The sequence below is a fragment of the Aliidiomarina quisquiliarum genome (assembly GCF_023922585.1).
Classification (GTDB): domain Bacteria; phylum Pseudomonadota; class Gammaproteobacteria; order Enterobacterales; family Alteromonadaceae; genus Aliidiomarina; species Aliidiomarina quisquiliarum.
The window spans coordinates 227,890-247,705 of record NZ_JAMFTN010000014.1 but is presented as its reverse complement, the minus strand read 5'-3'; the positions used below and the strand labels follow the sequence as shown (position 1 = coordinate 247,705).

The 19,816-nt window shown below is 47.0% G+C and carries 18 protein-coding genes; 8 read left to right on the top strand and 10 right to left on the bottom strand.

Annotation, left to right across the window (positions count from 1 at the left end; all coding sequences use genetic code 11):
* Nucleotides 1–165: 165 nt before the first annotated feature.
* From M1L23_RS03875 to pspA, 6 genes are all read right to left on the bottom strand, one after another.
* On the bottom strand, nucleotides 166–507 hold the full coding sequence (locus M1L23_RS03875) for a 4a-hydroxytetrahydrobiopterin dehydratase (protein WP_252625806.1): 342 nt from the start codon (nucleotides 505–507) through the stop codon (nucleotides 166–168).
* A 29-nt stretch (nucleotides 508–536) separates the two neighbouring features.
* Nucleotides 537–1,355 carry a phenylalanine 4-monooxygenase gene (gene phhA, locus M1L23_RS03870; protein WP_252625805.1) on the bottom strand — a complete coding sequence of 273 codons (819 nt, stop codon included), beginning with the start codon at nucleotides 1,353–1,355 and terminating at the stop codon, nucleotides 537–539.
* 39 nt (nucleotides 1,356–1,394) lie between these two features.
* On the bottom strand, nucleotides 1,395–2,591 hold the full coding sequence (megL, locus tag M1L23_RS03865) for a methionine gamma-lyase (protein WP_252625804.1): 1,197 nt from the start codon (nucleotides 2,589–2,591) through the stop codon (nucleotides 1,395–1,397).
* 138 nt (nucleotides 2,592–2,729) lie between these two features.
* Nucleotides 2,730–3,164: an envelope stress response membrane protein PspC gene (gene pspC, locus M1L23_RS03860; protein WP_252625803.1), complete on the bottom strand. Its 435-nt coding sequence runs from the start codon at nucleotides 3,162–3,164 to the stop codon at nucleotides 2,730–2,732.
* Between the two features lie 12 nt (nucleotides 3,165–3,176).
* Nucleotides 3,177–3,416, bottom strand: a complete 240-nt coding sequence (pspB, locus tag M1L23_RS03855; RefSeq protein ID WP_252625802.1) for an envelope stress response membrane protein PspB — start codon at nucleotides 3,414–3,416, stop codon at nucleotides 3,177–3,179.
* Between the two features lie 11 nt (nucleotides 3,417–3,427).
* A complete protein-coding gene (gene pspA / locus M1L23_RS03850) occupies nucleotides 3,428–4,120 on the bottom strand; it encodes a phage shock protein PspA (protein ID WP_252625801.1) in 693 nt (230 codons plus the stop codon).
* Nucleotides 4,121–4,345: 225 nt separating this feature from the next.
* Between pspA and pspF the strand changes: the two genes are divergently transcribed.
* From pspF to putP, 7 genes are all read left to right on the top strand, one after another.
* On the top strand, nucleotides 4,346–5,431 hold the full coding sequence (pspF, locus tag M1L23_RS03845; protein WP_252625800.1) for a phage shock protein operon transcriptional activator: 1,086 nt from the start codon (nucleotides 4,346–4,348) through the stop codon (nucleotides 5,429–5,431).
* Nucleotides 5,424–7,100, top strand: a complete 1,677-nt coding sequence (locus tag M1L23_RS03840) for an ABC transporter substrate-binding protein (RefSeq protein ID WP_252625799.1) — start codon at nucleotides 5,424–5,426, stop codon at nucleotides 7,098–7,100. The genes pspF and M1L23_RS03840 overlap by 8 nt, the downstream gene beginning before the upstream one ends.
* The gene (locus M1L23_RS03835) at nucleotides 7,097–8,122 is read left to right on the top strand and encodes an ABC transporter permease (RefSeq protein ID WP_252625798.1); all 1,026 of its coding nucleotides are present in this window, start codon (nucleotides 7,097–7,099) and stop codon (nucleotides 8,120–8,122) included. The genes M1L23_RS03840 and M1L23_RS03835 overlap by 4 nt, the downstream gene beginning before the upstream one ends.
* Nucleotides 8,112–9,005 carry an ABC transporter permease subunit gene (locus M1L23_RS03830; RefSeq protein ID WP_252625797.1) on the top strand — a complete coding sequence of 298 codons (894 nt, stop codon included), beginning with the start codon at nucleotides 8,112–8,114 and terminating at the stop codon, nucleotides 9,003–9,005. The genes M1L23_RS03835 and M1L23_RS03830 overlap by 11 nt, the downstream gene beginning before the upstream one ends.
* Nucleotides 9,006–9,007: 2 nt before the next feature.
* The gene (locus M1L23_RS03825) at nucleotides 9,008–10,048 is read left to right on the top strand and encodes an oligopeptide/dipeptide ABC transporter ATP-binding protein (RefSeq protein ID WP_252625796.1); all 1,041 of its coding nucleotides are present in this window, start codon (nucleotides 9,008–9,010) and stop codon (nucleotides 10,046–10,048) included.
* On the top strand, nucleotides 10,045–10,767 hold the full coding sequence (locus tag M1L23_RS03820) for an ATP-binding cassette domain-containing protein (protein ID WP_252625795.1): 723 nt from the start codon (nucleotides 10,045–10,047) through the stop codon (nucleotides 10,765–10,767). Before M1L23_RS03825 ends, M1L23_RS03820 begins: the two co-directional genes overlap by 4 nt.
* Before the next feature lie 145 nt (nucleotides 10,768–10,912).
* Nucleotides 10,913–12,454, top strand: a complete 1,542-nt coding sequence (gene putP / locus M1L23_RS03815; RefSeq protein WP_256473585.1) for a sodium/proline symporter PutP — start codon at nucleotides 10,913–10,915, stop codon at nucleotides 12,452–12,454.
* Nucleotides 12,455–12,539: 85 nt separating this feature from the next.
* Here the strand turns inward: putP and rssA are convergent, their stop codons facing one another.
* The 4 genes from rssA to M1L23_RS03795 all read right to left on the bottom strand — a co-directional run bounded on the left by rssA (nucleotide 12,540) and on the right by M1L23_RS03795 (nucleotide 17,155).
* Nucleotides 12,540–13,535, bottom strand: coding sequence for a patatin-like phospholipase RssA (gene rssA, locus M1L23_RS03810; protein WP_252625794.1), 996 nt, complete (start codon nucleotides 13,533–13,535; stop codon nucleotides 12,540–12,542).
* Between the two features lie 8 nt (nucleotides 13,536–13,543).
* The gene (locus M1L23_RS03805; RefSeq protein ID WP_252625793.1) at nucleotides 13,544–15,328 is read right to left on the bottom strand and encodes a DUF885 domain-containing protein; all 1,785 of its coding nucleotides are present in this window, start codon (nucleotides 15,326–15,328) and stop codon (nucleotides 13,544–13,546) included.
* A 166-nt stretch (nucleotides 15,329–15,494) separates the two neighbouring features.
* The gene (gene recA, locus M1L23_RS03800) at nucleotides 15,495–16,532 is read right to left on the bottom strand and encodes a recombinase RecA (protein ID WP_252625792.1); all 1,038 of its coding nucleotides are present in this window, start codon (nucleotides 16,530–16,532) and stop codon (nucleotides 15,495–15,497) included.
* 137 nt (nucleotides 16,533–16,669) lie between these two features.
* Nucleotides 16,670–17,155: a CinA family protein gene (locus tag M1L23_RS03795; protein ID WP_252625791.1), complete on the bottom strand. Its 486-nt coding sequence runs from the start codon at nucleotides 17,153–17,155 to the stop codon at nucleotides 16,670–16,672.
* Between the two features lie 111 nt (nucleotides 17,156–17,266).
* On the opposite strand from M1L23_RS03795, the gene mutS reads away from it, so the two are divergent.
* Nucleotides 17,267–19,816, top strand: coding sequence for a DNA mismatch repair protein MutS (gene mutS, locus M1L23_RS03790; RefSeq protein WP_252625790.1), 2,550 nt, complete (start codon nucleotides 17,267–17,269; stop codon nucleotides 19,814–19,816).

Genomic DNA, 19,816 nt, shown 5'->3' with positions numbered 1-19,816 from the left:
TCCAAGCGTTATGTAAATAAAATTATACAGCCAACAGCGAGGTTTTGCAGCATTAACTTAATCCGTGCCGCCATGAATTTGGTGGCATTGTAAAACAAAAGGCCTGGCTTCGATAAAATAACGAAGCCAGGCCTTGAGAACGGGTTATTACAGTCGTACTAGCCGTTAACTGTCTAGCAAACCGTCGGTTTTAGCTGCCATAATAAAATCGTTGCGGTGCAAGCCACCAATAGCGTGGGTCCACCAGGTTACTGTTAGCTTACCCCACTCTAACAATAACGACGGGTGGTGAAATTCGTCTTCTGCTAGCTGCGCAACCTTATTTGAGAAAGCCCAGGCTTGTTTAAAGTTTTTAAATTTATACACCCGCTCTAGTTGCATAACGCCGTTACGCACTTCAGGTACCCAGTCTGGAATTTCTTTGATCAGTACTTTTAGCTCTTCGCCTGACACTTGGGGTGCGTCTGCTTGGCATGCTTCACATTCTTGGTTTTTTAATTCGCTCATTTTTACTGCCCTTGTTTGAAAATAATAATTTACATTGTTGATTCGGTTGCTACTTTTTCTTTTGGCTGGAATTTCGGCTCGAATAAGCCAAGCTCCATTGCTTCATGCACCAAGGCCATAATGTCCATATCGGAAATTTCAAACAGCTGATTCACACTTTTCAGGGTGTAATAAATGGGCTGCATAATATCAATTCGGTATGGCGTACGTAAGGCATCAAGCGGTGTTAAGGGCACCCGCTCTGGGGTGTCGCTTTCCAGTGCATAAAGGGTTTCACCGGGTGACGATAATATACCACCACCATAAATGCGCAGCCCTTGTGCCGTGTCGAGCAAACCAAATTCTACCGTAAACCAATACAAACGCGCCAAATACACGCGCTCTTTTGGCGTAGCCGCATAGCCTAAGCGGCCATACTGGTGGGTAAAATGCGCAAATGCGGGGTTGGTTAACAGCGGGCAATGGCCAAATACTTCATGAAAAATATCGGGCTCTTGCAGGTAATCAAACTCTTCTCGGCTACGAATAAAGGTAGCCACCGGAAATTGTTTATTGGCCAGCAAACGAAAAAACTCGTCGAATGGAATGAGTGCCGGCACCGGGGCGACTTGCCAGCCGGTGGTGGCCGCTAATACGGTATTTATTTCAGCAAGCTGGGGAATACGATTATGGGGCAGGTTTAATAATTCATAACCGGCCATGTATTCGTCACAGGCTTTACCCGTAATAATGTTTAATTGGCGCGCAACTAAGTTATGCCATATTGAGTTTTCCTCATCGCTCCAAGCAATGTGTCCATTGGCATCAGGCTCTTTAGACACATACTGGCTGTGCTTCTTAGCTTTCATGCTGATCCTCCATTATCCATTCTATTGTTATTCGCTGCTTCATAGTGCGTTAAGCCCTTGGGCTAGGTCGGCTAAAATGTCGTCGCTATGCTCTAGCCCAACCGACAAGCGCACTAAGCCTTCGCCAATATTTGCGATGGCACGGGCTTCTGGGGTTAAGGGGGAATGGGTCATTGACGCTGGGTGCTGAATAAGGCTTTCGGCGTCGCCAAGGCTTACCGCAAGGCGAATCATTTCAAGGCTATTTAGCAATGTGACGGCGGCTTGATAACCGCCCTTCATTTCAAAAGCAATAATAGCGCCAGCCGCTTTCATTTGTTTATTGGCGCCGACCAACTCATGGCCCGGGTGATTTGTTAAACCTGGAAAGTAAACCTTATCAATGGCGTTGTGTTCATTCAAAAAGCTCGCCACTTTATTGGCATTTTCGCAGTGGCGCTCCATACGTAGCGCAAGGGTTTTTAAACCGCGGGTAATTAGCCAAGCGTCGTGTGGTGAAATGGTGGCGCCCATGTCTTTTAACGTGGTGTACTTAATTAAATGAATGTCTTCTTCGCTACCGGTAACAATGCCCGCCACCACGTCGCCATGGCCATTTAAGTACTTCGTAGCACTGTGCACCACTAAGTGGGCGCCAAAGTCGCCTGGGCGCTGTAATAATGGCGTCATAAAGGTATTGTCGACAATAAACTTCACATCGTGCTGGTTACAAAAGTCCCCGATCGGGGCCATATCGATAATACGCAAATGCGGGTTGGCTGGGGTTTCTAAAAACACCATGCGGGTAGTGTCGCGGTAGGCATCTTTAATGTTTTGCACGTTGGTCATGTCGACAAAAGTCACTTCAATGCCATAACGGGCAAATAAGTCGTTAAACAAGGCAAAGCTACAGCCATAAATACAGTCGGAGGAAATAACGTGGTCGCCGGCTTTTAAAAACGCCATGGTGGTGGCGGCTATAGCACCCATACCGGTTGCTGAAGCAGCAGCAGCGGCCATACCCTCAAGGGCGGCCACACGTTGTTCAAGCTGGTGCACCGTGGGGTTACCTAAGCGGGTATAAATATAACCGGGTTGGTCGCCGGCAAAACGAGCGCCCCCTTCTTGGGTACTTGGAAACACAAAGGTAGATGTTTGATACAAAGGAGCCACAAGCGCCCCGTGGGGGTCGGCTATGGGCTCGCCGCCATGAATACTAAGAGTGGCCGGATGCCATGATTGTTTAAGCTGACTCATTGCTGTTGTATTCCATTGTTATATTTATGTGAATGGAACTCAGCTTACGAAGGGAACTGGCCGAGAGCAATATGTTCATACAGCTCAGACCAGTTGCGGGATGTAACGAATATTTGCCATAAAATCGTCTGTAAGGAATTACAGACGATTTATTTCTTGGCGTAGTTGGTATTGTTTCGACGTAACACAGCGTTCCATGTCGCGAAGGCTGTCTTCTAGGTCACTAAATTCCTGGACAACGTCTTGTAGGGCATCTTTTGGTGCTTTGCCCGATTCCCACACGCGGGTTTTTATTTCAATGGTATGGCCTTCAGAATTACGCTCGAAACGGGTTTCTTCACGTATTGGGCCACTGCCACCAGCATAAGTTTTTTCCGCGGGCTTCTTGTCGAGCACAACCCAAGCAACGATATAAGCCACTAAAGTAACCGACGATGAAAAAATAAGTGTGGTCACGAAAATAATCCGAATAATCCACACTTCCCAACCAAAGTATTCTGCTAACCCGGCACATACGCCTGCAACTTTTGCATTGCGATGGTCGCGATATAGCCTTTTTTTGTCTTTAAACATGGTCGCTACCTTCTAGTTGTACTTGCGCCAGTCGGGGTGCTCTTGGTCTAAAATTCGTTCTAGCGAGCGCACCCGCTCTTTTAATTGCTCGGCTTTTTGCACTAACTCGCGAAACTGTATGGCTTCTTGTTCGCTTAGCCCTTGGCTCATTTTGTTTTTACTACGGTAATGCAGTACCAGCCAAATAGGCGCCACTATTACCATGAAAATAATAATAGGAGTGGCTAAAACTGCTACAATTGCTGTTTCCATCAGCTTGGTCCTTAAGCGTTGTCGTCGCTAGCGGTCGTGGTGGATGACTGCTTTTGCATACGTGCTTTTAAAGCTTCTAGTTCTGCGTCTACCTTGGTTTCATTTTCTAAGGCGCGAAATTCATCGGCCAAGGTACGCTTACCGAGGTCGTATGCGTCTACTTGCGACTCTAAATTGTCAATTTTAGCTTCGTAGCGGTCGAACTTCTGCAATGCTTCGTCTACTTTTGAGCTGTCGAGGGTGCGTTTTACATTCAACCGTGAACTAACGGTACGCTCGCGCATTAAAATAGAGGCCTGGCGTGCTTTGGCGTCGCTTAGTTTTTCTTGCAACTGGCCTATTTCACTTGATAAGCGGTCCACTTGGTCGTCGGTACGGGCAATGTCTTCTAGCAAGCTGTTGACAGTGTCTTGCACTTTCGACTTTTCAATTAAGGCAGAGCGCGCTAAGTCTTCTCGGTCTTTACTTAAAGCTAAAGCGGCACGGTTGTCCCATTCTACTACGTCGTCTTCCATGCGGGTAAGCTGACGGGTTAATTCTTTTTTCTCGGCCAAGGTGCGTGCTGCCACCGAGCGTACTTGCACTAAGGTGTCTTCCATTTCTTGAATAATAAGCCGAACCATTTTTTGTGGATCTTCGGCTTTGTCGAGTAATGCATTTAAGTTGGCATTGATGATGTCTGAAAAGCGTGAAAAAATACTCATGGTGTTTTCCTCATTAATAGTAACGTTCACGCCACTAGCTATACAATATGCTTGCCAACTTTTATTTTTTATGTAAGTTACTGTATTTACTTGTTTTATGCGCTTAGTTAAAGAAATGAGTGCTTTCAGTACATTAAACAAATACACTAACAAGTAGTGAATTTAACCACTTTTACGCAATTTGAATTATTTAACCGACCTACCGACTAAGAATGAGTTATAACCATGAGCCGTTTTCGCTACGAAGATAATTTAATTGGGCAGTCTGACAGCTTTTTGGGTGTGCTCGAGCATGTTTCACAGGCTGCGCCAATGAACAAACCGGTGTTGATTATTGGCGAACGGGGTACCGGTAAAGAGCTTATTGCTGAGCGCTTGCACTATTTGTCGAAACGGTGGGAGCAACCCTACTTAAAGCTGAACTGTGCGGCTTTAAATGAAAACTTACTGGAAAGTGAGTTGTTTGGTCACGAAGCGGGCTCTTTTACCGGCGCTAATAAAAAACATGAAGGCCGTTTTGAGCGTGCCCATGGTGGTACGCTGTTTCTTGACGAGCTGGCCAACACCTCGGCCTTAGTGCAAGAAAAATTACTGCGGGTTATTGAATACGGTGAATTTGAACGGGTGGGTGGCAATAAAACCGTGCGCACCGATGTACGCTTAATTGCGGCCACCAATGACGACTTACCTTCATTAGCCGCCGAGCATAAGTTTCGCCCCGACTTACTCGACCGCTTAGCCTTCGACGTAATTACCTTACCCCCCTTACGTGAGCGCCCGGAAGACATTTTGCTATTAGCCGAACACTTTGCCATTCAAATGGCCCGCGAACTCGAGTTGTCTTGTTTTGGTGGTTTTACCAGCCGCGCTCGAGCTACCTTAGAAGGCCATGACTGGCCTGGTAATGTGCGCGAATTAAAAAATGTGGTTGAACGTAGTGTGTACCGGTTAAATAACGATCAATTACCGGTGCATGAAGTGGTGCTCGACCCCTTCGCTAGCCCTTGGCGCCCAACTCGGCGCATAAAACAAACCCTTACGGCTGTTACCAGCGCACCGGTGCACACCACTGGCCCCACCGAAGCGACAACAGCCATAACCGGCGAACATATAAGCCTGCCAGACTTTAGCGCAGGCTTTGACTTTAAAGACGTTAGTCAAGCCTTTGAAACTACTTTGTTAGAAAAAGCCTTGGCTGAAGCACAGTTTAACCAGAAAAGAACTGCCGAACTGGTGGGGTTAACCTATCATCAGCTGCGGGGCTACTTAAAAAAATATGGCTTACTTGAAGGCATGCAACGCGATGCATAAGCAATTCAATAAGGTGCTTAAAACTATTGTTGGAGGTTTGCTGGCAACAAGCCTAATAGCCTGTAGCCCCGCCTTACCACCCAATAGCAGTGGCGTGCTTTATTGTTCCGAAGGGAATCCCGAATCGTTTAACCCGCAAATGGTTACTTCGGCCACCACCCTAGACATGACTTCGTTACAGTTATACGATACCTTAATAGAATACAACGAGCAGCAGCAAGAGTTTCGGCCCGCCCTTGCCACCGAATGGAAGGTAACTAGTGACGGCCGTGTGTACACCTTTAGCTTGCGTGAAAATGTGCAGTTTCACCAAACCCCCTACTTTAGCCCAACCCGTTCATTCACTGCAGACGACGTGATTTTTTCCTTCCAGCGCTGGCTCGACCCAGAACACCCTTATCATTTTGTTTCCGGTGGCCATTATCCTTTTTTTCGCGCCACCAAGCTGGATCAACTGATTCAACGAATTTCAGCGCCAACCCCCTACACAGTTCGTATCGAATTACGAGAGCCCGACAGCTCGTTTATGTCGACCTTAAGTTCGAGCTTCGCTGTTATTTTGTCGGCCGAATATGGCCAGCAACTGTTATTAGCGCATGAGCCCCATCGTATTGATCAACAACCCATTGGCACTGGGCCCTTTAAATTTCGCGATTTTCGCCAAGACGTCAGTGTGAATTACCTGCGCCACGACACCTATTGGCGGGGGCCTGCGGCGTCTGAAAGTTTGGTGTTTCGCATTACGCCTAGCGACCATAAACGCATGCTAATGTTATTAACCGGCGACTGCGACATTAGCCCCTACCCACCTGCCCGTGATATTGCTTGGTTAAAACAACGCGACGATGTGAATGTGCAACAGTCGCTTAGCCCAAACACGGCGTTTTGGGCCTTTAATACGGAACGGCCGCCTTTTAATCAGCCGTTGGTGCGCCAAGCTTTAGCCCATGCTATTAATCGCGAAGCGCTGATACGCAGCGTGTATTACGACCATGCGGTTATTGCCGAGTCTATTTTGCCTGACACCAGTTGGGCCCATGTGGCGCTACCCGAAGCCTACAGCTACGACCCTGTTAAAGCCCGCAACTTACTTACTGCAGCTGGCTTCCCCAATGGTTTTAGCATGGACATATGGGCTTTGCCGGTGCAGCGTTCGTATAACCCAAGTGCCCGCATGATGGCTGAAAAAATGCAAGCTGATTTAGCTTTCGTTGGTATTCGGGCCAATATTGTAAGTTATGAATGGCGTAGCTTTCGCCGCCGGTTAGCCCAAGGTGAACATGACTCGGTGTTAATTGGCTGGTCGGCAGACCATAGTGATCCGGATAACTTTTTTCGGCCCTTGCTTACCTGTGCCGCCAAACGGTCGGTGAATAATCGGGCCCTATGGTGCCATGAAGGCTTTGATCAATTAGTAACGGCGGCCATTCGTACCACTGAAATAAGTGAACGCCAGCGTTTATATCGTGCCGCCCAGCAATTACTAGCCGAAGAAGTTCCCGTGCTACCGCTGGCCCATTCTATTCGTTATCAGGTGTCGCGGAAAAATGTACAGGGCATTTTACCGCCTACCTTTGGCGGTATTCGCCTGCACCCGGTGTATATCGACCGCAGTGAGCCTGGCCCTGTTACCAGCACCGTTACTGAAAATACCGGGGGCGTGCCATGATTCGTATTATTTTGCGCCAATTCACGGTACTGGCGCTAACGCTATTTGTGTTAACTGTACTGGCCTTTTCACTGGCTTTTTGGTTTCCAGGTAATGCTATAACCAATGCCAGCGGGGTACTGGTTACCGATATACATTACCAAGCCGTGGCCACCGCCCGGGCTTTTGATAAAAATATTATTAGCCAATACCTAGCCTATATGGCGCACTTTTTTGCCTTTGACTGGGGCGTGTCGCTACAAGACGGTGCCTCGGTATGGCAAGAATTTAAGTTACGTTTTCCTGCAACTCTCGAATTAAGCCTGTTAGCCATGGCGCTGGCCTTACTATTAGGCCCACCCCTTGGTATTTTAGCGGCCATGCACCACAACAAGCCTATTGACCAAATAATTACCTTTTTTAGTTTGTCGGGTTACTCTATTCCCGTGTTTTGGATGGCGCAGTTAAGTATTCTTATTTTTGCCGTGGCATTGGGTTGGGTACCTATTGCTGGGCAAGTAAACCCGTTGTTTGATATTCCCTTGGTAAGCGGTTCTATTTTGGTAGACATTTGGCTAGCCGAGCAGCCCTACCGTGGCATTGCCTTGTTAAATGCATTGCAGCACATGATTTTGCCCGTAATTGTGCTAGCCACCGTTCCTTTAGTGTTACTCATTCGCTTAACCCGTAACGCCTGTGTAGACGTGTTGCGGCTTAATTTTGTGAAGGGGGCTTATGCGCGGGGGTTGTCTACCCCAGAAGTGCTGTTTAAACATGTTATTCCCAATACTATGCAAGAAGTTACCCTGCACATTAGTACTGCCTTTAGTTTGCTGATTACCAACACCCTTATTATTGAAATGATTTTTTCTTGGCCGGGTTTGGGTCGTTGGTTAGTGCGGAGTATTTACGAGCGCGACTACCCAGTTATTCAAGGTGTGTTGTTGCTGTTAGCCAGTTTAATATTGTTGGTGAATGTGGCCACAACTATTTTCCATGCATGGCGTTTCCCTAGGGTAAGGCGTGAACTAAATGCAACCTAACGACCTTTATTACGAAGAGCGCAACCCTTCGCCATTGCAGCAAGCTTGGCTTGATTTTTATGCCAAACCTTTAGCGCGAGCGTCGCTTTATACGCTTTGCTTTTTGTTGTTTATTGCGTTGTTTGGCTCGTGGCTTGCCCCTTTTGGCGCTAATGAGCAGTTTAGCGAGTTATTATCGTTGCCACCGGCATGGTCTAACCACGGCGACTTACGCTTTTTGCTAGGTACCGATTCGCTAGGCCGCGATATGCTGTCGCGTATTTTACATGGCGCCCGCTTTACCTTTGGTTTACCGCTACTTATGGTGTGCATGGCTGCTTTGCTAGGTATAAGCGCTGGGGTAATGGTGGCCATGAACGTAGGTGTGGCTAGTTCCGCAGTTAAACATTTACTTGGGGTGCTGTTTTCAATTCCCTCACTGCTATTGGCACTAATTATTATTGCGGTGATTGGCCCTGGCCTACCTAATGCAGCACTTGCCATTGGCTTAGTGTTTGTGCCGCAATTTTTATTAACCACCCGTAACGCCATTGTGGAAGAGCTAGGCAAAGACTATGTGATTGCCAGCCAATTAAACGGTGTAAGCTCACGCTATTTATTTGTTGCAGTTATTCTTCCCAACATAGTGAAGCCTTTAGTAACCCAATTTACCTTAGCTTTTTCGGCCGCTATTTTAGATATTGCTGCCCTTGGTTTTCTTGGTTTAGGCGCCCAGGCACCGGTGCCTGAATGGGGCGCAATGCTAGCATTAAGTGTGGAATTTGCCTACAACACCCCTTGGGTTATGGCGTTACCCGGCTTGGCATTGTTTATCACCTTAATTAGTGTGAATGTAATGGGCGAAACCTTGCGTTCGACCTTACAAGCACGAATGGAACACTAAGCATGCTTATAGATATTCGTAACCTAAGTATTTATGCCGACGCGCCACACGGTGAAGTGAAAATACTCGATAGGGTGTCGCTGCAAATTGCCGAAGGTGAAATTCACACCTTGGTGGGTGAGTCTGGCTCGGGTAAAAGTTTGGTGGCTCGCGCTATTATGGGCTTTATTAACCCCGACTGGCGCATGCAAGCCGACCGCTTATGGTTTCAGGGGATCGACTTGCTTCGCCTTACCAGCAAACAACGGCGCAACATTATCGGTGTTGATATTGCCATGATTTTTCAAGATCCTACCGACTATCTCGACCCCAATGCCACGGTGTTACAACAATTACGAGAAGCTATTTTAAACCGCGATATAAAGGCTTCTTTTTGGCAGCGGCGCAAGGCACGCGACGAGTATGCAACCAACCTGTTGATTCGGATGGGGGTTAAAAACCACCAGCAAATTTTAAAGTCGTACCCTTTTGAACTCAGTGAAGGCGCAGCGCAAAAAGTAATGATAGCCACCGCCATAGCCCACCGGCCGTTGTTGTTAATTGCCGACGAGCCCACCACTGCTATGGAGCCCAATACTCGGGCGCAAATTTATCGCTTATTGGCCCAATTGCATGCCCAGTATCACATGTCGATATTGCTCATTACCCAAGATTTTTCCGACTTAATGAAAGAAACCACGCACCTTTCTACTATTTATTCTGGGCAAATAATGGAAACCGGAAGCTGCAATGAACTAATGCAAACGCCCCACCACCCTTATACCGACGCCTTAGGTTATACCTCGTTATTTCGACCCGACCGGCTGGCTCCTAAACAACGCTTACAAACCTTGCCCGAGTTAGAGCCTAACCTTCAGCACATGCCCATTGGTTGCCGAATGGGGCCACGTTGCCCCTATGCTAAACGCAAGTGTGTACAGCGGCCCGACATGCAAACCATAGGCAAGCGTGAATTTTATTGTCACTACCCCATTAACCTACCGGAAAAAAAGCCAGTGGCGAAAAACCAACGGGCGAACAATAAGGAGCAAAATATACTATGAGCTGCTTACTTCGTGCCGAAGCCATTAGTAAAACCTACGACACCCACATGGGTTGGTTTCGCAAGCATTCGCAGGTGGCGTTGCATAATGTGTCGTTCGAATTGCATGAAGGCAAGTCGCTGGCGGTAATGGGTAACAATGGCTCGGGCAAGTCGACCTTAGCAGCCATTATTGCTGGCGCTATTGCCCCCACCAGTGGCGAGCTGTTTTTTCAAGGCACCAAGCTGCTCAGCGGCGACTTTAAAAATAGAGCGCAAAACATTCGCATGGTTTTTCAAGACTCGGAAGCCTCGTTAAACCCCCATAAAACCATTGGTAAGCAGCTGCACGAAGCCTTGTGGTTTAACACCAAGCTAACCCTAACCCAGCGCAACGACTTAATAACCAGCACCCTACTGCGGGTGGGCTTGCTTGACGAGCATCGGGTGTTTTATCCGTATATGATGTCGAACGGCCAACGGCAACGAGCCTGTATTGCCCGAGCGATTATTTTAAACCCTAAAGTACTGGTGGCCGACGAAGCTTTGGCCAACCTCGACACCTCGGTGCGAGCACAAATACTGAACTTATTATTAGACTTACAAGACGACTTTAAGATGAGTTACATTTTTATTACCCACAGCCCAGAAATAGCTCATCACATGGCTGATCATGTGCTGGTTTTGAAAGACGGTGCGGTAGAGAGCTATAGCCTGACGACCACTGCTATTGAGAAGTAAAGGTCGATTTGTTAGTTTGTGCCACTATTGTTGATAACAACAGTTTAGCTAGCCCAATTAATATAATTAGAATAATAAATAATTCGTTTAGGTGCTTTTCACTTAATTCTTAACTAACAATGCGCTACACAACAGGAGCCTTATTTTGGAAACTGGTACGCTACTTTCTCTTGCAATTTATTTTATCGCTATGCTTGGCATTGGCGTTTATGGCTACTTTAAGTCAACCAGCGACTTGTCGGACTACATGCTGGGGGGGCGGCGGCTAGGCCCTGGGGTTACGGCGCTTTCTGCGGGTGCTTCCGATATGAGTGGGTGGATGCTGATGGGTTTACCCGGCGCCTTCTATTTGTCGGGCTTTTCTGAAGTTTGGCTGGCTGTTGGCCTAACCATTGGTGCCTACATAAACTATTTAGTAGTGGCCCCGCGGTTACGGGTTTATACCTACGTGGCTAAAGATTCCATTACTATTCCTGACTTTTTCGAAAACAGGTTTCATGACAACTCGCGTTTGCTACGTTTGGTTTCAGCCGTGGTTATTATTATTTTCTTTACCCTGTATACGTCGTCTGGGTTAGTGGCGGGTGGTACGTTATTCGAAAACGCCTTTGGTATGAATTATCACTACGGCCTGATGCTAACTGCTGGCGTGGTGGTTGCCTATACCCTCATTGGTGGGTTTTTGGCCGTGAGCATGACCGACTTTGTGCAAGGTTGTATTATGTTTCTTGCCTTAATCATTGTGCCCGTTACTGGCTATTACATTCTTAATGCCGACCCTACTGTTAGCAGTGAAGCCATTCAATTAGCCCCAGAAATGTTTAACCCATTTTATGGGGTGACGCTAATTGGGGCTATTTCATTACTGGCATGGGGGTTGGGTTATTTTGGCCAACCGCATATTATTGTGCGCTTTATGGCCATTCGTTCAGTAAAAGACTTTACCAAAGCCCGCCGCATTGGCATGACCTGGATGATTGTGGCCATTACCGGCGCCATGCTTACCGGTATTGTTGGCGCGCAGTATGTTCAAGCCAATGGTATGCAGTTGGTAGATAACGTGTATATGAATGCCGACGGCAGCTTAGCGAACGCAGAAACTATATTTATTGTGCTGTCGCAAATACTCTTTCATCCCTTTGTGAGTGGTTTTCTGCTGGCTGCTATTTTAGCCGCCATTATGAGTACTATTTCGTCTCAGTTGTTGGTGACTTCGAGTGCTTTAACGCAAGACTTTTATAAAAGTTTTTTACATAAAAATGCCAGCGATAAAGTACAAGTTATGACCGGGCGCATTTCAGTGTTATTAGTTGCCGTTGTTGCTAGTGCCCTTTCATGGGTGCCGCGCGACACCATTCTTGGCTTGGTGGGTAATGCTTGGGCTGGCTTTGGCTCGGCCTTTGGGCCTTTGGTTATTTTAAGCTTGTACTGGAAAGGCATGAACCGCTGGGGTGCTTTAGCGGGCATGGTGGCGGGTGCGTTAACCGTATTGCTCTGGATATACGTACCTATTGCTGCCCTTGACGGTAAAACTTTAAGTTCTGAGCTATATGAAATGGTGCCTGGCGTGCTTATTTCCACGTTGGTTATTTTCTTAGTAAGCCGCTTTACCGCTGCACCAAGTGCCGAAGTTGCTGCTGAGTTCGAGGAAATGGAACAACGTATGGTGGAAAGTAAAACTAGCTAACTTTGGGTTCACTTCTAAACGGTTAGCAAGGCCTGATTTCGAAAAATGTTCGGAATCAGGCCTTTTAGTTTATAGAGTAGCTTGATTATTTCGCAGCGGGACCATTATTGCTTCGGCGCTGAAGCAAGGCTATCTCTTCCTGAATAATTAGCTTCATGCGCATGGTTGACTCGTAACCAATTTGTATAGCCTTCTCACCTTGCTCAAATTCCAACAAGCCAATTTCGCCTAGTTTAGGCTGCAGCAGAATGTCGGGCGGGTCGCCAGCTAAACGGGCGCGGGTAATGCGCTCTTGCATGATATCGATAGAGCCTGCCATTACCCCAAATACCCCTGGTGACGATGGCGAGCGGCTTAACTTGCCCTTTACTTGTTCAAAATAGTTCTGGCTACGGCTTAAAAACTTATTAAAAGCCGTTACCGCTGATTTTGTACCCTCGCTGGGCTTTAAACGATAGTTAGTAGTGTCAGCTTGTTCTAAGGTAGCAGGCCCTTGATCATGGGCTGGAAAGTCGCCATCGTCGATGTGAACTTGCGAATTCAAATGCACCGCAATAACAAAGTCGGCGTCGAGTGCGCGGGCTAAAGAAACCGGTACCGGGTTCACCAGCGCACCGTCGACTAACCAACGACCGTCGTAGGCTTTCGGAGAAAGTAACCCAGGCATGGCACATGAAGCCCGCGCAATTTTAAACAAGTCCCCTTTTTTCAACCACACTTCGCGACCGGTATAAAGATCGGTGGCAATAGCGCCAAACTTTTTTGGTAGCTCTTCAATTTGCAAGGTGCCAAATTTTTCCCGAGCAAAATTAAATACTTTTTCACCGGAAATAATACCGCCATTGGTTAACCCAAAGTCGAGTAGGTTGAACACTTTCCAGCGGTCCATGTTAAGCACCCATTCTTCTATATCGTCGATTTTCCCTGCTGCATAGGCGCCACCAACTAAAGAGCCAATTGAGGTACCTGTAACAATATCAACTTCAATTCCTAGCTCTTCGAGTGCTCGAATAACACCAATATGCGCCCAGCCACGGGCGGCACCAGAGCCTAACGCAAGTGCAACCTTTACTTTTTTCATGTTAGCCCTTACCCATGGGAGTTGTTTAACCAGCGGTCAATTTCACGTTCAAGAATAGACAGTGGTAACGAACCATGCCGCAACACTTCGCGGTGAAAGTCGCGCACATCGAAGTTATCACCTAGTTGTTGTTCTGCCCGCTGGCGTAATTCAGTGATTTTTATCATGCCTATTTTATACGCCAAGGCCTGACCGGGTAAAGCCATAAAGCGTTCTGCCTCTGACACGGCGCGGGCTTCTTTAACCGGCGCATTAGCATACATATAGTTCAGTACGTCTTCTCGCGACCAACCTTTGGCATGTAAACCCGTGTCGACCACTAAACGAATAGAGCGCCACAATTCGGCAATTAGCTGGCCGTAGCGATCGTAGCTGTCGTAAAGTTCAAATTCGTCGCCTAAGGTTTCTGTATATAGCCCCCAGCCTTCCGCAAATGCTACGGCAATACTGTAACGACGAAAACGTGGTAAGTGTGTCATTTCCCGCTGTAGTGCCACTTGGTAATGGTGGCCTGGAATGGCTTCATGCAAGGTTAACGGCCCTTTCGCCCATTTGGGGCGTGCCGACAAGCCGTAGGTGTTTAAATAGAATACCCCAGGCCGGGTGCCGTCTTCGGAGGGCACTTCATAACTGGCCGAACTGGCCGATTGTTCACGAAATGCTTCCACTCGGCGTATTTCATAGCCGGCTTTGGGTAACATGTCTGCATGAAACAGCTTGAGCACCCGTTTTTCAACTTGCTGCGCAAAGGCTTGATAGTCGGCGAGCATTTCTTCTGGGCTGGAATAATGGAACTGTGGATCGTCGCGGGTAAAGGCAAAAAACTCCTTTAAGCTGCCGTTAAAACCAACCTCGGCCATGATTGCATGAATGGCTTGATGAATACGTGCTACCTCGGCTAAGCCAAGTTGGTGAATTTCATTTGGGGTCATAGTGGTGGTGGTTTGACGTTGTACTTCAAACGCATACCACTGACTGCCTTCGGGTAAGTCAATTAGCCCATAGCTATTGGTACGGGTTTGTGGAATATAACTTTGCTTAATATAGGTAGCTAACTGTTGATAGGCAGGTAAAACTTTTTCCGTTAGTAGGTCTGTATACAACGTCGCTAGTTGAACTTGCTGCTTGTCGTTTATGCCGGCTGGAAAATTTAAAATAGGTTGGTAAAACAAACTGTCTTCAAGCTCGTCTACTAAGTGGGCTTCTATTTGCGCTAGCACCTGTTCCATAACCACTTTCGGCTGAGTAACTTGCAGTTCTAAGCCTTTGTTTAAGTTGCGTTCAATTTGCGCAAAAATGCTAGGAATAGACTGCATTCGAGCCAGCCAATTTTGGTAGTCTTTATAGTTATTAAATGGCTGCGCACCTTGCCCTGAGCCTAACCGTGCTAACTGATTAGCAAAGTTATACATTTGGTTTAAGGGAAGAAGGTGGCTAGGGAATTCTAACTGACCTAGTGCAATCGTTCTGTCGCGTTTAAATAAGTCGTAACTCAGTTGGTCTGCTTGCGTTAGTAGCGAGTAGTCTACCGTTTCGAGAGTCATTAAAAACTCTTCTTCTAATAACTGGCGACGGGCACGATATTCGTCGCTAAAGGTATTCGCCAGCAAGTGGTTAAATTGATATTCGCCCACATAGGTGGCTTCAAGCGGGTTCAATGCCAAGTCGGCATAGAAGTAGTCGGTGAATATTTGCTGCAACATAGCAGCATGGGACTTTTGTAATTCTACTTCACTTGCTTTTTCAACTGGCGTACACGCCACTAACAACACCAAGGTTAAAACAAGTTTCACTAACACCTTCATTCGCTATCGTCTCTTAACTGGGAAGCCTTGTAGAATGATACCGTAGCGTGCTTTAAATACCATTGAAAATAAAAAACCGCCAGTCATATAAATAAATGACTGGCGGTTTAAGTGTGTGGGCTATGGTTAAATAGCGTTTATATTAATAAGCAGTTCACTTTTCAGCAGCGGGTGTTGGCTCTGCTTCGTCTGCTGCGATAACAGGTTTTAACAGCAAGAGTTCACGCAGCTTGGCTTCAATTTCATTTGATGTTTCAGTGTTTTCTTTCAGGTACTTGCTTGAATTGGCGCGACCCTGGCCGATTTTCTCGCCCTGATAACTATACCAAGAGCCCGCTTTTTCAACGATATTATGTTTTACACCTAAGTCGATAAGCTCGCCTTCTTTTGAAATACCTTCGCCATACATAATTTGGAACATGGCTTCTTTAAAGGGCGGAGCAACTTTGTTCTTCACCACTTTAACGCGGGTTTCGTTACCGACAATTTCATCGCCTTCTTTTACCGCGCCAATACGACGAATGTCTAACCGAACTGAGGCATAAAACTTCAGTGCGTTACCACCTGATGTAGTTTCAGGGCTACCGAACATAACGCCTATTTTCATGCGTATTTGGTTAATAAAGATAACCATAGTGTTCGACTTTTTAATATTAGCCGTTAGCTTACGTAGCGCTTGCGACATTAAGCGTGCTTGTAGACCAACGTGGGTGTCGCCCATTTCGCCTTCAATTTCAGCTTTCGGTGTTAGTGCTGCTACCGAGTCAATAATAACCACGTCGACAGCACCGCTGCGTACGAGCATGTCGCAAATTTCTAGTGCTTGCTCGCCGGTATCTGGTTGTGAAATTAATAATTCGTCAATTTTAACGCCCAAACGCTCAGCATAGACAGGGTCTAAGGCGTGCTCGGCGTCAATAAAGGCACAGGTTTTACCTTTGCGTTGTGCTTCGGCAATAACTTGTAAGGTTAGTGTGGTTTTACCACTCGATTCTGGGCCATAAACTTCAATCACTCGGCCGGTGGGCAAGCCGCCAATGCCTAAGGCAATGTCTAAGCTTAATGAGCCCGTTGAAATCGACTCAATGTCCATGGCACGATTGTCGCCCAATCGCATAATTGCGCCTTTACCAAATTGACGTTCAATTTGACCTAACGCGGCGGTTAATGCTTTTTGCTTGTTGTCATTCATTGGTGAACGCTCCAGTTCGATATCTATCAATGCCCTTAGTATACTGGTGATTCATACAGTATCAAGGTGGTTCAGCTATTTCTTTGTGAAATAAATGCAAGTTGTTGAATTTTAATATTTAAAAACCGCATGGAAAGTTAGCTTTGAATATAGACTGCTAATTTAACCAGTGCATAGCTGGCAGCTTTAGTTCTTATGTCGGTACGGTTACCGGTAAAACGTTTGGTTTCTGTCCACAATTGTTTGCCAATGGCCCAACCAAAACAAACTGTACCCACAGGCTTTTCTCGGGTGCCGCCGTCGGGCCCTGCTATTCCCGTAACACTTAGGGTAACGTCGCAGTTCATTGCCTGCTGTGCCCCCCGCGCCATTGCAGCGGCACAGTCTTCTGACACGGCACCAACAGTTTCTAAAACTGTTTCCGGTACTTTAAGTAAATTAACTTTCATGGCATTACTATAGGTAACCAGCCCCCCTTCAAACCAGCGAGAGCTACCTGGCAAACTGGTGCAAATAGCCGCTACGCCACCACCGGTGCACGATTCGGCAGTACCGAAGCGCCATTTCCGATATAATAGCTGTTCGGCGATTTGAGCAACTCGGATGCGATCTGAGGTGAGCATGATATAACTCCATTAGAATACAAGGCAAAACCTGAACTTCACTTGGCTTTTAGCTGTGAAACCGTGATCATAGGTACATTATTACCATAAGCATAATGACAGAAAGAGATAATGAGTAAAAAAACGGATACCCACACCCCCATGATGCAGCAGTATTTAAAAATTAAAGCTGAGCATCAGGATATTATTCTTTTCTATCGAATGGGTGACTTTTACGAACTTTTTTTCGACGATGCCAAACGTGGCTCTGAATTACTTGATATATCGCTAACCCACCGGGGCCAGTCGGCAGGTGAACCGATACCGATGGCAGGAGTACCTTACCACGCGGTTGAGAATCATTTAGCCCGTTTAATAAAGTTAGGCCATTCTGTTGCCATTTGTGAACAAATTGGCGACCCTGCCACCAGTAAAGGCCCGGTAGAACGCAAAGTAGTGCGTATTCTTACCCCTGGTACTATAAGCGACGAAGCCCTGTTACAAGCCCATGAGCGAAATGTACTCTTGGCCTTAAGCCCAACTAAAGCTGGTTATTCAGTGGCCAGCTTAGAATTAGCCAGTGGTGAGTTTTTGCTGCATGAAGTTAAAAGCGAAGCACAGCTGCTAAGCGAATTAGAGCGCCTACAGCCGGCTGAAGTTTTATACCCTGAGGGTTGGCAGCTACCCCCTATGTTGGCTCGCCATGCGGGTGCGCGACGTCGCCCTGAGTGGGAATTTGATCATGACAGCGCCTATACCGCTTTATGCCGCCAGTTTAGCACCAAAGACTTACTTGGCTTTGGTATTCATGCCAACCAACATGAATTAGGTGCTGCTGGCTGTATTTTACAATATGTGAAAGACACCCAACGCACCGCCCTACCGCATTTACGAGCTATTTTACTGGAGTCGAACAGCGACAGTATTCATCTTGACCGCGCTACCCGCCGCAACTTGGAAATTACCCATAATTTAGCCGGTGGCACTGACTTTACTTTAAGTAGTGTGCTTGATCGCACTGCTACCCCAATGGGTAGCAGGTTATTACAACGTTGGTTGCATCGCCCATTACGCCACCGGCCTACGATAGAACAACGGCTGCAGGTGGTTGAAGCCTTTATTAACCACCAAAGCTATTTAGAGCTTGCCCCGTTGTTACACCAGGTAGGTGATTTAGAACGTATTTTAGGCCGCGTGGCCTTACAAAGCGCTCGCCCCCGCGACCTCGTTCGGCTGAAAGTGGGTTTAGAACAACTAGCTGCCATTATTGATGTGTTAAACACGGCCGACTTACCAAACTTAGTACCGGTGCCAGCCTGTGCTGCGCCTATACAACAGCTGTTGCACACTGCGGTGATTGCAGCTCCGCCAGTTATTATTCGTGATGGCGGCGTTATTGCGCCGGGGTACAACCAAGAGCTAGACGAATTACGCGCCTTAAGCGATGGTGGCACCGCCGAGCTCGAAGCCTTTGAATTGCGTGAACGTGAACGTACAGGCATTGCCCAGCTTAAAGTGGGTTATAACCGCGTGCACGGTTTTTATATTGAAGTAAGCCGTTTAGCTGCTGAGTTGGTTCCTACCGATTACCAACGCCGACAAACACTTAAAAATGCCGAGCGTTATATTATTCCCGAACTAAAGGCGTTCGAAGACAAAGTATTAAAAAGCCAAAGCGAAGCATTGGCCTTAGAAAAGTCGCTTTATGCCGACCTGCTCAAGCAGTTATTAACGCCCCTAGCAGAGCTACAAGCATTGGCCAAAGCGCTGGCCGAGCTTGATGTATTGACCTGTTTTGCCGAGCGTGCGGTAACCTTAAATTACCAACGCCCAGAATTTTCGCAGCAAAGTAATATAAACATTACCGCTGGCCGCCACCCTGTGGTGGAAGTAGCGCAGCAAGAGCCCTTTATTGCTAACGATGTAAACTTTAACCAACAGCAACGGTTACAAATTATTACCGGCCCGAACATGGGTGGTAAGTCGACCTTTATGCGCCAAGTGGCTTTAATTACACTGTTAGCGCACACGGGCTGCTTTGTACCTGCACAAGCGGCGGTTATTGGCCCTATCGATCGTATTTTTACTCGTATTGGCGCGTCTGACGACTTAGCTTCAGGCCGTTCAACCTTTATGGTGGAAATGTCGGAAACTGCCAACATTTTGCACCATGCCACTGAAAACAGCTTGGTGCTAATGGATGAAATTGGTCGGGGAACGTCTACCTACGACGGTTTAGCCCTTGCTTGGGCCTGCGCCCATGAACTAGCAAAGTTACGCGCCTTTACCCTTTTTGCCACCCATTATTTTGAGCTAACCTTATTACCAGAAGAGCTTGAAGGTACGGTGAATGTACACTTAGACGCCATTGAGCAAGGCGAGTCAATTGCTTTTTTACACCAGGTGAAAGAAGGCCCGGCAAGCCGTAGTTTTGGTATTCATGTGGCTAAGTTAGCCGGCGTGCCTGAACAGGTACTTAATAATGCGCGGGAAAAACTACAAGCTTTAGAACAAAAAAATAGCTTAGTAACAACTGGTAAGCCGGTTGCACAGCAAACCGAGTTACCTTTTTATGCGCCCGAGCCGACCGACCCACGGCTGGCCTTGCTTGATACTATTAACCCCGACGAGTTAACTCCTAAACAAGCGCTTGACATGCTGTATAGCCTTACCAAAACGTAA